This is a genomic window from Tabrizicola piscis (genome assembly GCF_003940805.1).
Lineage (GTDB): Bacteria > Pseudomonadota > Alphaproteobacteria > Rhodobacterales > Rhodobacteraceae > Tabrizicola > Tabrizicola piscis.
This window is the reverse complement of the sequence record NZ_CP034328.1, coordinates 318,921-333,043: the sequence shown is the minus strand read 5'-3', so window position 1 is coordinate 333,043 and position 14,123 is coordinate 318,921. Positions and strand designations below refer to the sequence as shown.

Sequence of the window (14,123 nt, the reverse complement as noted above, 5' to 3'; positions counted from 1 at the left end):
TAGGGGAAGCCGATGATCACAGAGATCGAGGATTTCTTTACCCATGGCTGCGGTCGATGCGACCGCTTTGCCACCCCCGATTGCTCGACCCGCCAATGGGCCTCGGGCCTGGCCGGGCTTCGGCGGATCTGCCTTGCTGCCGAGCTGCAGGAAACCGTGAAATGGGGCCATCCCTGTTACATGCACGCAGGCCGCAATGTCGCGATCATCGGGGCCTTTCGGGGGGATTTCCGGCTGACCTTTTTTGACGCGGCCCTGCTGAAGGACCCCGGGCGCGTTCTGGAAAAGCAGGGCCCGAACACCCGCCACGCCGATTGCCTGCGGTTCACTGACAACGCCGGGCCTGCCCATATGGAAAGCACAATCGCCGCTTATCTGGCCGAGGCGATGGCCAATGCCGCCGCCGGCCTGCGCCCGCCCAAGGCCGACGAAGACCTTGAGCTGCCGGATGAGCTTGTCACCGCCCTTGATGCCGACCCGGACCTGGCCGAGGCGTTCCACGCCCTGACCCCCGGTCGGCAGAAAAGCTATGTGATCCTGCTGTCAGGTGCCAAGACCAGCGCCACCCGCTTTGCCCGCATCGAAAAGGCCCGCCCGCGCATCCTTGCTGGGAAAGGTGCGATGGAACGGTAGCGCGGTCAGTTCCCCAGAATCCCCGGCAGGCGCAGCCCGTGATCCTTGGCGCATTGGATCGCGGTGTCATAGCCTGCATCCGCATGACGCCAGACACCCGAGGCGGGGTCATTCCACAACACCCGCTCCAGCCGCTTTGCCGCTTCGGGTGTGCCATCGGCGACGATCACCACCCCGGCGTGCTGGCTGAAGCCCATGCCGACCCCGCCGCCATGATGCAGTGAAACCCAGGTCGCCCCGCTGGCCGTATTGACCAGCGCATTCAGCAGCGGCCAGTCGGACACGGCGTCGGACCCGTCCTTCATCGCCTCGGTTTCCCGGTTGGGCGAGGCAACGGAGCCGGAGTCAAGGTGGTCGCGCCCGATGACGATGGGGGCCTTCAGCTCTCCCGATGCTACCATGTCATTGAACATCAGCCCCGCCCGGTGCCGGTCGCCCAGCCCGATCCAGCAGATGCGGGCGGGCAGGCCCTGAAACGCGATCCGTTCCCCGGCCATGTCCAGCCAGCGGTGCAAATGGGCATTGTCGGGGAACAGCCGCTTCATCGCGGCGTCGGTCTTGCGGATATCCTCGGGGTCGCCCGACAGGGCCACCCAGCGGAACGGGCCGATGCCCTTGCAGAAGAGGGGGCGAATGTAGGCGGGCACGAAACCGGGGAAGGCGAAGGCGTTTTCCAACCCTTCCTCTTTCGCGACCTGCCGGATGTTGTTGCCATAGTCCAGCGTCGGGACGCCCGCGTTCCAGAAGCCCACCATCGCCTCGACATGCGCGCGCATGGAGTGGCGGGCTTCGGTTTCCACCTCGGCTGGGTTGGTCTCTTGCTTGGCGCGCCAGTCGGCGACGGACCAGCCGAGTGGGCAGTAGCCGTGCAGGGGGTCATGGGCGCTGGTCTGGTCGGTCACGATGTCGGGGCGCGGGCCCCCTGCCTTCATCCGGCGCAGAAGTTCGGGGAACACCTCGGCCGCATTGCCCAGCAGGCCGACCGACTTTGCCTCGCCCTTCGCGGTCCAGTCGGCGATCATGGCAAGGGCTTCGTCCAGCGTCCGGGCCTTGGCGTCGACATAACGGGTGCGCAGGCGGAAATCGATGCGGGTCTCGTCCACCTCCACCGCCAGACAGCAGGCACCGGCCATGACAGCGGCAAGTGGCTGCGCCCCACCCATGCCGCCAAGCCCGCCGGTGAGAATCCACTTGCCGGTCAGCGACCCGCCGTAATGCTGGCGCCCGGCTTCGGCAAAGGTTTCATAGGTGCCCTGCACAATGCCTTGGGTTCCAATGTAAATCCAGGACCCGGCGGTCATCTGGCCGTACATCATCAACCCCTTGCGGTCGAGTTCGTTGAAATGCGCCCAAGTCGCCCAATGCGGCACAAGGTTGGAGTTCGCGATCAGCACGCGCGGGGCATCGGCATGGGTGCGGATGATGGCGATGGGCTTGCCGGACTGGACGACCAGCGTCTCGTCGCCCTCAAGGTCCTGCAGGCCCGCGACGATGCGGTCGAAATCCTCCCACGTCCGGGCGGCGCGACCGATGCCGCCATAAACCACCAGCTCGTGCGGGTTTTCGGCCACGTCGGGGTGCAGGTTGTTCATCAGCATCCGCATGGCGGCTTCAGTCTGCCAGCTTTTGCAGGTCTTTTCGGTGCCGGTCGGCGGATAGACATCGCGCAGGTTGTGGCGGGGGTTCGTCATGGCTGGCTCCATCGCTGGTGGAGACCCCGGGGGCGCTTCGCCCCCCACGAGCCTCATGTTTCTTGAACCTGTGGCGAACCCTTCGGCTCACCCAGAGGATATTTTTCAGACAGAAAATGGGGTTAGATCGGGGAGCGCGATACCCGTAGCACAGGAGAGGGTGCCTTTGGCTACAAGAGTGGCGGCGCGGGCAAGATCGGGGGCGAGGTAGCGGTCATCGGCAAGGGCAGGGACGGCGTCGCGGAAGGCCGCGAGGGCGGCTTGCAGCGGGGCGGAGGTTTTCAGGGGCGCGCGGAATTCAACGCCTTGCGCTGCACACATCGCCTCGACACCAAGGATGACGTTCAGGTTCCGGACCATGGGTTGCAGCCGCCGCGCGCCATGGGCTGCCATGCTGACATGGTCTTCCTGATTGGCGCTGGTGGGGGTGCTGTCGATCACGGTGGGATGGGCGAGGTGCTTGTTTTCGCTCATCAAGGCGGCGGTCGTAACCTCGGCGATCATCAGGCCGGAGTTCAGGCCGGGCTTGGGCGTCAGGAACGCGGGCAGATCGAAGCTGAGCGTCGGGTCCACCATCAACGCCACCCGGCGCTGCGCGATTGCGCCGATCTCGGCCACGGCCATCGCGATCATGTCGGCGGCAAAGCCCACCGGTTCGGCATGGAAGTTGCCGCCCGAAACGATCTGGCCATCCGACAACACCAGCGGGTTGTCGGTCGCGGCATTCGCCTCGATCTCCAGCGTGCGGGCGGCCATGCGCAGGACGTCCATCGCAGCACCGGTGACCTGCGGCTGACAGCGGATGCAATAGGGGTCCTGCACGCGGGTATCGCCCTCGCGGTGGCTGTCGCGGATTTCGCTTCCAGCCAGCAGCGCGCGCATCGCGGCGGCGGCGTCAATCTGGCCGGGATGGCCACGAAGCGCGTGAATTTCCGCCTCCAGCGGCGCGGTCGAGCCCATGATTGCGTCGGTGGAGAGGGAGGAGATGACCAGCGCCTCGCGTGCCGCGGTCCAAGTCTGGAACAGCCCAGCCAGCGCATAGGCCGTGGAAAACTGCGTGCCGTTGATCAGGGCAAGACCTTCCTTCGCACCAAGCGTGATCGGGGAAAGGCCTTTCATCGCAAGCGCTTCCGCGCCGGGCTTTACCTTGCCATCCACCATCGCCTCGCCATGGCCGATCATCACGGCGGTCATATGTGCCAGGGGGGCAAGGTCCCCCGAGGCCCCGACCGAGCCTTGATCCGGGATGACCGGCGTCACCCCCTGTGCCAGCATGCCTTCGATCAGGGCGACCACCTCGGGGCGCACGCCCGAGGCGCCGCGGCCAAGCGACAGGAGTTTCAGGACCATCATCAGGCGCGCCACGTCAACCGGCATCGGCTCACCCACGCCGCAGCAATGGCTAAGGATCAGGTTTTTCTGCAAGGTTTCCGTATCTTCCGGGTCGATCTTCACGCTGGCCAGCTTGCCGAACCCGGTGTTCACCCCATAGACCGCCGCCGAACCCTTTGCCGCCGCCGCGATGTGGCTGGCAGCGCGGGCGATGCCGGGGTGGGCGCTGGCATCCAGCCGGGCGGTCAGGCCCTGTCGGTAGATCCGTTCCAGTTGCGCAAGGGTGACATGGCCGGGCAGCAAGGTTTCAGGCGTCAAGTCGGCCTCCGAAGATGCGTTGGTGAAGCGGCGTTGCGCCGATCCGGTAGCCAAGTTCCGCCGGGTGGTCGGCGTCCCAGATGCACAGGTCGGCGCGCAGCCCTGGCGCGATGCGGCCCCGGTCGGCCAGCCCAAGCGCGCGGGCGGCATGGACGGTGGTGCCCAAAAGCGCCTCTTCCGGCGTCAGGCGGAACAGGGTGCAGGCCATGTTCATCGCAAGGGGAAGCGAGGCCATGGGCGACGACCCGGGGTTCAGGTCGGTTGCCACCGCCATTGGCACGCCCGCCGCGCGCAGGGCAGCGACCGGGGGGGCTTGCGTTTCGCGCAGGGTGTAGAAGGCCCCCGGCAGGATCACGGCAACGGTGCCCGCAGCGGCCATCGCGGCGATGCCTTGGGGCGACAGATACTCCAGATGATCAGCCGAAAGTGCGCCGTGGCTTGCGGCAAAGGCGGCACCTTGCTGATCGGTCAACTGCTCGGCATGCAGCTTGACGGGCAGGCCAAGGGCGCGGGCCTCGGCAAAAAGGGGGCGCAGGTCGTCCACCGAAAAGGCAATCGTTTCGCAGAAGGCATCCACGGCATCAACCAGACCTTCCGCATGGGCGGCGCGCAGCGAGGGCAGGGCGATCTCAGCGATGTAAGCCGTTGCGCGGCCTTTGTAGTCTGGCGGGATGGCATGGGCCGCAAGATGGGTGGTCTGCACAGACACCGGGCGGCAATCGCCGATCCGACGCGCGGCGCGCAGCATCTTCAGCTCGTCCTTTATCGTCAGGCCATAGCCGGACTTCACCTCAACCGTCGTGGCACCCGAGGCGATCATCTGGTCAATGCGGCGCAGGGCGCTTGCCAGCAGGTCATCTTCGGATGCGGAGCGGGTGGCGGTGACGGTCGAAAGGATGCCGCCCCCGGCGCGGGCAACCTCCTCATAGCTGGCACCGTTCAGGCGCAGCTCAAACTCGGCCGCGCGGTGTCCGGCGTGGACGGCATGGCTGTGGCAGTCGATCAGGCCGGGGGTCACCAGACGGCCACCGCAGTGCAGCGCATCTGTGACGGCATAGGCGCGGGGCAGGTCTGCCATCGGTCCGGCCCAGGCAATACGGTCCCCGTCCAGCGCCACGGCGGCATGGGGGATCAGCCCGTATCCGTCGATCATGGTGGCGAGGGTCGCATGGGTCAGCAGCATCCGGACGGCCTTGCGTTATGCTTGATTGATTGGCTAATATGTCTAGACATAATCTCTGTCAAGCGAGTCGCCATGATCCTGCACGCCAAGACCGCGCTTTTGCCTGATGGCTGGGCAAAGGATGTTCGCATCCGGATTGAGGGCGGGCGGATCGCCGCGGTTGAAACGGGTGTCGCTGTCCCGGATGGTGCCTATGGTTGCCTGCTTCCAGCGCCGGTCAACCTGCATTCGCACACCTTTCAGCGGGCGATGGCCGGGATGACCGAAGGCCGGACGGCGGGGCAGGACAGTTTCTGGACCTGGCGCGCGCTGATGTACCGCTTCCTTGAACGCCTCTCGCCCGAGGATATTGAAGCGATCGCCGCGCAGGCCATGGTGGAAATGGCCGAGGCGGGCTTTGCCACGGTCTGCGAGTTTCACTACCTGCACCACCCCGCCGGGGGCGGCACCTATGCCGATCCGGCCGAGATGTCGGCGCGGGTCGCGGCGGCAGCGGCCACGGTGGGGCTGGGCCTGACGCATCTGCCGGTGATCTATGAACAGGGCGGGGTTGATGGCCGGGCGCTGTCTGGGGGGCAGTTGCGCTTTAGCTCATCGCCGGAAACTTATGCGAAAGTGTTGGGCGGGGCGGAACGCGCCTTGGCCGCTATGCCTGATGCCGTGCTGGGCGTGGCCCCCCACAGCTTGCGCGCCGTCAGCCGTGACAGGCTGGCGCAGGTGGCCGGAATGCGGCCGGGCGGGCCGGTCCATATTCACATCGCCGAACAACTGGCCGAAGTCGCCGAAGTGCAGGGCGCATGGGGCGCGCGCCCGGTGGATTGGGCGGTGGCGAACCTGCCGCTTGACCGGCGCTGGTGCATGATCCACGCGACGCAGATGACACCGGGGGAAACGGCAGCGCTGGCGCGTACCGGGGCTGTTGCGGGCCTCTGCCCGATCACCGAGGCCAATCTGGGGGACGGGATTTTCGATGGCCCGGGCTGGCTGGCTGCGGCGGGCAGCTTTGGGGTGGGGACGGACAGCAATATCCGCATCTCATTGCCTGAGGAACTGCGCCTGCTGGAATATTCCCAGCGCCTGCAGCACAAGGGCCGAGCGGTGATTGCCGATGCCGGGCGATCTACCGGGCGGCTCCTGTGGGATGGCGCTGCTGCAGGTGGGGCGCAGGCGGCAGGGCGCGACAGCGGGGCCATCGCGCCGGGCCTGTGGGCGGACCTTCTGGCGCTGGATACGCGCGACCTGCGGCTGGACGGCTTTGCTGGCGACAGCCTGCTGGATGCCTTCCTGTTCGCTGGGTGCGATGGTCTGGTCACTGACCTGTGGTCGGCAGGCCGCCACATCGTCGCGGACGGGCGCCACCCTGCCCGCGATGCGGTGGCGGCGCGGTTCCGCAACACCATGCGCCGCCTGCGTGAGGCGCTGTAGATGCAGGGCTGGGAAGCCATCCGGGCCGAGGTTCTACGCCGCATCCGTGCGCGCGAATGGCCTCCCGGTGGGTTGATCCCGGGAGAGGAGGCCCTGTCGGAAGAATTCGGCGTCGCCCGCGCTACGGTCAATCGGGCGCTGACCGCCTTGGCCGAAGCCGGGGTGATCGAGCGGAAAAAGCGCGCCGGAACCCGGGTGGCGGAACTGCCGGTGCGCCGTGCGCGGCTGGACATTCCGGTGATCCGGCTGGACGTGCTGGCGCGCGGGCTGGCCTACCGGTTTGACCTTCTGGCCGACCGGATGGCCCCGGCCCCGGTGCCGGTGACCGCCCGGCTTGGACTGCCGGAAGGCGCTCCCATGCGCTATCTTGAAACGCTGCATCTGGCGGGGGGGCGGCCTTATGTTCTGGAAAGCCGCTGGCTCAACCCTGCCGTCCTGCCAGAGCCCGCGCCGGATTTCGCGCGGGAAAGCGTCAATGAATGGCTGGTCATGCATGTCAGCCTCGTGTCGGGCGACATTGCCTTCACTGCCGAACCCGCCTCTGCGCGAGAGGCCGAGGTGCTGGGTGTCGCACCGGGCACAGCGCTTCTGGTGGCCGAGCGCACGACACAAGGGACCGACGCGCCGGTCACCTTTGTCCGCCTGGCCCACGCTCCGGGACACAGGGTGCAGATGGCGTTCTAAGGGCAGGCCCGCGCGGTCAGTCCGGGAAATGCCGCCCGACCAGCTGCGTCAGCTTGCGGTGCAGCACTTGTGTCCGGTGCCGGATGTGCAGGGCCGCGTAGACCGGCTGGCGCAGGAGAGGGGCGTCCTCCACCGCCATGAACCTGCCGCCCGCGATCAACTCGGCCGCGGTCTTTTCCAGCACATAGCCCGACCCGCCCATGCCCATCAGCAAGGACACGACCGACCCGGACTGCCCGACCGACACGGCCGCCGTGGCCAAATCAGGCGTCAGCTGGCGGTGCATCTCTTCGAAGGCGGGCGAGAAATGGGCGAAGATGAACCGGTCAGGAGTGACTTCGGCCAGCCGGGCCGTCTCGGTCGAGACCATGCAATAGGTCACGTCACCGACCGAGTTGAAATGCAGGTCGGGGTGGGGCTTCGGGCTGAACATCACCGCGAAGTCAAGAATGCCGGTCAAAAGGTCGGCACACATCTGGTTGGAGTAATCCGGCTCGATATAGAAGGCGGTTTCGGGCAGGGCGGCGCGGAATTCGGCCACCCAGTCGCCCAGATAGACGGCGGCGAGGTCATTCTGGATGCCAAGCCGCAAAAGCTGTGCCGCCCCCTGCGGGATCTGGATTCGCCGCTTGGCCTCGTTCCACTCATGCCGCAGGGCGCGGGCATGGGGTTCGAACCGCTTGCCTTCGGGGGTAAGGTCGGTGCCGGCGCGGGACCGATCAAACAGGCGCGCCCCCACCGCCTGCTCCAGCGCCGAGACGCGGGCCGACACGGTTGACTGGGTGATCCTCAGCCGTTCTGCCGTACGGTGAAAGCTGCGGGTTTCGGCAAGGTCGAGGAACGTGTCGAGAAGGTCGATCTGCATCGTTGTGCCTTTGGCTGGCCGCCGGGGGTTTTCCACCCCCGGACCCTAGGAGGATGTTTTGGCAGAAAGAAAGACGTGATCGGGTTTGTCGATCAATACCCCGCCTCTGGCCGAATTGAAAGCGCGCGCGCGGCAGAGGATAGTGGGGCGGAAATCTGGGGGGCAGTCATGGCGGAATTTGCGTCGGCGCGGGTGGTTATCATCGGTGGCGGAGCGGTCGGCGCCTCGGCCCTTTATCATCTGGCCAAGGCCGGGTGGACGGACTGCCTGCTTTTGGAAAAGAACGAGCTGACGGCGGGGTCAACCTGGCATGCGGCGGGGAACGTCCCGACCTTTTCCGCAAGCTGGTCGATCATGAACATGCAGCGCTATTCGGCGGGCCTGTACCGCGGCTTGGGCGATGCGGTGGGCTATCCGATGAACTACCATGTGACCGGATCCGTCCGGCTGGGCCATTCGAAGGAGCGGCTGCAGGAGTTCAAGCGGGTTGTCGGCATGGGGCGCCATCAGGGTATGACGCTGGACATCCTGACGCCGGACGAGATCACGTCGCGCTATCCCTTCCTCGAAACGCATGACCTGACGGGCGCCCTGTACGACCCCTACGACGGCGACATTGACCCCGCGCAGCTGACCCAGGCGCTTGCCACCGGCGCGCGCAAGTTGGGCGCGCGTGTCGAACGGTTCTGCCCGGTGACGGCGGCTCGCTGGACGGGGACGGAATGGATCCTGTCCACCCCCAAGGGCGAGGTGCGCGCCGAATACGTCGTGAACGCAGGCGGCTACTACGCCGCCGAAGTGGGCCGGATGTTCGGCCGCCGGGTGCCGATGATGGTGATGAGCCATCAATACATGCTGTTCGACACGATCCCGGAACTTGAAGCCTGGACGAAAGAGGTCGGCCACAAGCTGCCCCTCCTCCGCGACGTGGACAGCTCCTACTACCTCCGGCAAGAAAAGATGGGCTTCAACCTTGGCCCGTACGAGAACCCCTGCCGGGCGCATTGGGCGACGCCGGATGACCCGATGCCGGAAGATTTCAGTTTTCAGCTGTTCCCTGACGATCTGGAGCGGCTGGACTTCCAGATCAACGACGCGATGGCGCGGGTGCCCCTGCTGGCGCAGGCCAACCTGACCAAGGTCATCAACGGCCCCATCCCCTATACCCCCGACGGCAACCCTCTGATCGGCCCGATGCCGGGCGTGCCGAACGCGTTCGAGGCCTGCGTCTTCACCTTCGGCATCTGCCAGGCGGGCGGGGCGGGCAAGGTGCTGGCCGAATGGGTGACCGAGGGCGGCACCGAATGGGACATGTGGTCCTGCGACCCGCGCCGCTTCACCGGGTGGGAGGATCACGACTACCTCGTCGCCAAGGGGAAAGAGGTCTACGGCCATGAATACGGGATGCATTTCCCGATGGCGCGCTGGCCCGCAGCCCCTGACCGCAGGCTTTCCCCGGTGCACGACCGGTTGAAGGCCCTGGGCGCGCAGATGGGGGCCTACAACGGCTGGGAGCGGGCCGACTGGTTCGCAGCCCCCGGCGACGATACCAGTTGGGAGTCGACGCAGACCTGGGGCAGGGCGGGACCGTGGGAACCCCGCATCCGCGCCGAATGCGAAGCGGTGCGCGATGGTGTCGGCGTGCTTGACCTGCCGGGCTTCACCCGCCTGCGGCTGGTCGGCCCCGGCGCGCGGGCGCATCTAGCCTCCCTTACGGCATCCAGACTGCCGCAACCGGGGCGGATCGGCCTGATCTACTTCGCGGATGCGCGGGGTCGGATCGTGACCGAGATGACCTGCCTGCCCTACAGCGATGACGATGTGGGGGTTATCACCGCCGCCGTGGCGCAAAGCCACGATGCCGACCTGCTGCGCAAGGGCCTGCCCGAAGGTGTGGTGCTGGAAGACTGGACCGACAAGATCCACTGCTTCATCGTCACCGGCCCCAAGGCGCGCGACCTTCTGGCGGGGATTGCCGAGGCGGACCTGTCGCTGCCATGGCTCTCGGTGCAGTTCTTCGCCAAGGTGGCGGGCAAGGATGTGGCCCTCGTCCGTGTGTCGTTCGCCGGAGAGCTTGGCTGGGAAATCCACTGCGACCGGGCCGATGCTCCGGCGATCTATGAGGCCGTGCTGGCGGCGGGGGCCGTGCCTTTCGGCATGAAGGCGTTGAATGCGCTGCGGATCGAAAAGGGCTACCGCGCCTGGAAGGGCGATCTGTCCACCGACTATTCGCTGCTGGAAGGCGGGCTGGACCGCTTTATCGACTGGAACCACGACTTCCCCGGCAAGGCAGCACTTCTGGCCGAAAAGCAGCGCGGCGTGACGAAGCGGTTCGTCGCGCTGCAGGTCGATGCGGGTGAGGCGGACGCCCCCTACATGTCGAACCTCTGGCACGAGGGCAAGGTTGTGGGCGAGACCACGTCAGGCGCCTGGGGCTACCGGGTCGGGGCGTCGCTGGCGCTGGGGATGCTGCGCGCCGATCTTGCCGTGGCCGGAACCGCAGTCGAGGTCGAGATTTTCGGCGAACGCCACCGGGCAATCGTCTTGCCGGATGGGCTGGCCTGGGATGCCAAGAACGAGCGCATCCGCGCGTGACATCTAGTGGACCGGGGGTTTCACACCCCCGGACCCCCGTGGGATATTTGGTGAAGAGAAAGACCTGAGGAATGACTGAGATTCCAACCAAGGCGCGGGCGGTGGTGATCGGGGGCGGGGTCTCGGGCTGTTCGGTGGCCTATCATCTGGCCAAGGCGGGCTGGACGGATGTTGTCCTGCTGGAGCGGCGCAAGCTGACGAGCGGCACGACATGGCACGCGGCGGGGTTGATCGGGCAGTTGCGGGGCAGTGCCAACATGACCCGGCTGGCGAAGTATTCCGCCGATCTTTACCGCGGGCTGGAGGCGGAAACCGGGGTTGCGACGGGGATGAAGCAGGTCGGCTCCATCTCGGTCGCGCTGACCCGGGAACGGCATGAGGAACTGCTGCGGCAAGCCACCGTCGCGCGGATCTTCGACGTCGAGGTACATGAGATTTCGCCGGGTGAGGCGAAGGCGCGATACCCCCACCTGAACATCGACGGCGTGGTGGGGGCAGTGGCTTTGCCCTTGGACGGTCAATGCGACCCGGCCAACATCGCCATGGCGCTGGCCAAGGGCGCGCGGATGCGGGGCGCGAAGATTTTCGAAGGTGCTACGGTGACCAAGGTCACCACCATGGCAGGGCGCGTCACCGGGGTGGATTATGAGATGGCGGGGGAACCCGGCCATATCGCCGCTGATGTGGTCATCAACTGCGGTGGCATGTGGGGCCGTGACCTTGCCGCGCAGAATGGTGTCAGCCTGCCGCTGCATGCTTGCGAACACTTCTATCTGGTCACCGAACCCGTTGCCGGGATCGACCCGAACTTGCCCGTCCTCCGCGTGCCGGACGAGTGCGCCTATTACAAGCAGGACGCGGGCAAGATGATGCTGGGGGCCTTTGAACCCGTGGCCAAGCCCTGGGGCATGGATGGCATCCGCAAGGATTTCGAATTCGACACCCTGCCCGAGGATTGGGATCACTTCATGCCCATCCTTGAGATGGCGACAAACCGCATGCCGCTGTTTGAAACCGCGGGCATTCACACCTTCTTCAACGGCCCGGAATCCTTCACCCCCGACGACCGCTACTATCTGGGCGAGGCGCCCGAGGTGAAAGGCTACTGGATCGCCGCCGGCTACAACTCGGTCGGGATCGTCAGTTCGGGCGGCGCGGGGCAGGCGCTGGCGCATTGGATCACCGAAGGCGAAGCCCCCTTCGACCTGTGGGAAGTCGACATTCGCCGCGCACAGCCTTTCCAGAAGAACCGCCGCTATCTGAAGGAACGGGTGACCGAAACCCTTGGCCTCCTTTACGCCGACCATTTCCCCTATCGCCAAATGGCCACGGCGCGGGGCGTTCGCCGCTCACCGATCCACGACCACCTGAAGGCGCGTGGCGCGGTCTTTGGCGAGGTTGCTGGCTGGGAACGCGCCAACTGGTTCGCCAACCCCGGGCAGGACGCGGAATATCGCTATTCCTGGAAGCGGCAGAACTGGTTTGACAACCAGCGCGCCGAACATATGGCCGTTCGGGAAGCCGCTGGCCTCTTCGACATGACCAGCTTCGGCAAGATCCGGGTTGAGGGGCGCGATGCCTGTGCCTTCCTCAACCGCATCGCCTCGGCGCAGATGGACGTGCCGGTGGGGCGGATCGTCTATACGATGTTCCTGAATGATCGCGGGGGGATAGAGGCTGATCTTACCATCACCCGCCTGTCGGAAACCGCCTATCTGGCCGTGGTCCCCGGCGCGACCTTCCAGCGCAACCTGGCCTGGATGCGCGCGCATGTCGGCGATGATTTCGCCGTTGTCACCGATGTGACCGCCGCCGAATCCGTGCTGTGCCTGATGGGCCCCGGGTCGCGTGACATCCTTGCAAAGGTTTCGCCGAATGACTTCAGCAATGCCGCCCATCCCTTTGGAACAGCGCGGGAAATCGAGATCGGCATGGGCCTTGCCCGCGCGCACAGGGTGACCTATGTGGGCGAACTCGGTTGGGAGCTTTACGTCAGCGCCGACCAGACCGCCCATGTGTTTGAAGCGCTGATGGAGGCGCAGCCGGACCTGAAGCTCTGCGGCCTGCATACGCTCGATTCCTGCCGGATCGAAAAGGCCTACCGCCACTGGGGCCATGACATCACCGATGAAGATCATGTGCTGGAGGCGGGGCTTGGCTTCACGGTCTCGCGGAAGAAGCCCGGCTTCATCGGCCGCGATGCCGTGCTGCGGAAGGAAGACGCGGGGCTTGACCGCAAGCTGCTGCAGTTCCGCCTGACCGACCCCGAACCGCTGCTGTTTCACAACGAAGCCGTTGTTCAGGATGGCAAGATCGTCGGCCCCGTCACCTCGGGCAATTATGGGCATTTCCTTGGTGGGGCGGTTGGGATGGGCTATGTCCCGGCGAAGGGCCGGTCTGACGCGGACATCCTTGGCGCGACCTATGAAATCGAGGTGGCGGGTCAGCGGCACGCGGCCATCGTCAGCCTTGCCCCGATGTATGATCCGGCTTCTGAACGGGTGCGCGCATGACGCTGGCGAAGCGCCATCAAGCCTTCCATGACCTGCACCAGCAGGGCTGTTTCGTGATCCCCAACCCTTGGGATCGCGGCTCTGCCCGGATGATGGCGGCACTGGGGGCCAAGGCGCTTGCCACCTCCTCGGCGGCCCACGCTTTCACCCTCGGCCGCGCCGACATGGGCGGGATCACGCGGGATGAGGCGCTGGCCCATGCCGCCGACCTGATCTCTGCCACGCCGCTGCCGGTGTCCGGCGATTTCGAGAACGGCTTTGGTGACAGCCCGGAGGACGTGGCCGAAACCGTCCGGCTTGCGGCAGAGGTCGGCCTGTCCGGCATCTCGGTCGAAGACACGCAGATGGTTGCGGGCACCCCCGCCTATCCCTTCGACCTCGCCATCGAACGGATCCGCGCCGGGGCCTCCGCTGCCCGTGCGCTGAACCGCCCCTTCATCTTCTGCGCGCGTGCGGATGGCGTGATGAACGGCGCCTATGATCTGGCCGAAGGCATCCGCCGCCTGCAGGCGTTCGAGGCGGCGGGGGCTGATCTCCTTTACCTTCCCGTACCGCCGGGCCGTGCCGAACTGGCGCGGGTGCTGGCCTCGGTGACGAAGCCGGTCAACGCGCTGGCCGCAGGGCCGCTGAAAACGCTGACCGTCGCCGACCTTGCCGCGATGGGCGTCCGCCGGATTTCGACCGGCAGCCAGATTGCACGCGCGACCCATGCGGTGATCCGCGACAGCGTGACCGCCATGCTGGGGCAGGGCAGCTTTGCCGGGCTGGCCGCCACCGCCCCGGGCGATGAGATTGACGCGCTTCTTGCACAGGGCGCAGACCTGGAAGGATACGACACATGACCGAACCTGCCATCGAGCCAGTCCCGGAGCCGATTCCGCCCC

General features: G+C 66.2%; 10 protein-coding genes. 6 read left to right on the top strand and 4 right to left on the bottom strand.

The genetic code is table 11. The annotated features are described in order from the left end of the window. The first annotated feature begins 12 nt into the window (after positions 1-12). On the top strand, positions 13-633 hold the full coding sequence (locus EI545_RS01535; protein WP_125323828.1) for a YdeI/OmpD-associated family protein: 621 nt from the start codon (positions 13-15) through the stop codon (positions 631-633). A 5-nt stretch (positions 634-638) separates the two neighbouring features. On the opposite strand, the gene hutU is transcribed toward EI545_RS01535, so the two are convergent. The 3 genes from hutU to hutI form a co-directional block, all read right to left on the bottom strand. Beyond that, on the bottom strand, positions 639-2,324 hold the full coding sequence (gene hutU / locus EI545_RS01530) for a urocanate hydratase (protein ID WP_125323827.1): 1,686 nt from the start codon (positions 2,322-2,324) through the stop codon (positions 639-641). 105 nt (positions 2,325-2,429) lie between these two features. Further along, positions 2,430-3,974 carry a histidine ammonia-lyase gene (gene hutH / locus EI545_RS01525; protein ID WP_125323826.1) on the bottom strand — a complete coding sequence of 515 codons (1,545 nt, stop codon included), beginning with the start codon at positions 3,972-3,974 and terminating at the stop codon, positions 2,430-2,432. After that, on the bottom strand, positions 3,964-5,157 hold the full coding sequence (hutI, locus tag EI545_RS01520) for an imidazolonepropionase (RefSeq protein ID WP_125323825.1): 1,194 nt from the start codon (positions 5,155-5,157) through the stop codon (positions 3,964-3,966). The genes hutH and hutI overlap by 11 nt, the downstream gene beginning before the upstream one ends. A 72-nt stretch (positions 5,158-5,229) precedes the next feature. On the opposite strand from hutI, the gene EI545_RS01515 reads away from it, so the two are divergent. Then, on the top strand, positions 5,230-6,582 hold the full coding sequence (locus EI545_RS01515; RefSeq protein WP_125323824.1) for a formimidoylglutamate deiminase: 1,353 nt from the start codon (positions 5,230-5,232) through the stop codon (positions 6,580-6,582). Next, a complete protein-coding gene (locus tag EI545_RS01510; protein WP_125323823.1) occupies positions 6,583-7,266 on the top strand; it encodes a histidine utilization transcriptional repressor HutC in 684 nt (227 codons plus the stop codon). It abuts the gene before it with no gap. Positions 7,267-7,282: 16 nt separating this feature from the next. Here EI545_RS01510 and EI545_RS01505 read toward each other — a convergent pair whose 3' ends face one another. Further along, positions 7,283-8,131: a LysR family transcriptional regulator gene (locus EI545_RS01505; RefSeq protein WP_125323822.1), complete on the bottom strand. Its 849-nt coding sequence runs from the start codon at positions 8,129-8,131 to the stop codon at positions 7,283-7,285. Positions 8,132-8,299: 168 nt separating this feature from the next. Here EI545_RS01505 and EI545_RS01500 point away from each other — a divergent pair, with 168 nt between their 5' ends. The 3 genes from EI545_RS01500 to EI545_RS01490 all read left to right on the top strand — a co-directional run bounded on the left by EI545_RS01500 (position 8,300) and on the right by EI545_RS01490 (position 14,081). Next, a complete protein-coding gene (locus tag EI545_RS01500) occupies positions 8,300-10,726 on the top strand; it encodes a GcvT family protein (RefSeq protein ID WP_125327186.1) in 2,427 nt (808 codons plus the stop codon). Between the two features lie 71 nt (positions 10,727-10,797). After that, a complete protein-coding gene (locus EI545_RS01495; protein WP_125323821.1) occupies positions 10,798-13,239 on the top strand; it encodes a GcvT family protein in 2,442 nt (813 codons plus the stop codon). Next, positions 13,236-14,081 carry an isocitrate lyase/PEP mutase family protein gene (locus EI545_RS01490; protein ID WP_125323820.1) on the top strand — a complete coding sequence of 282 codons (846 nt, stop codon included), beginning with the start codon at positions 13,236-13,238 and terminating at the stop codon, positions 14,079-14,081. The genes EI545_RS01495 and EI545_RS01490 overlap by 4 nt, the downstream gene beginning before the upstream one ends. The last annotated feature ends 42 nt before the right edge of the window (positions 14,082-14,123 follow it).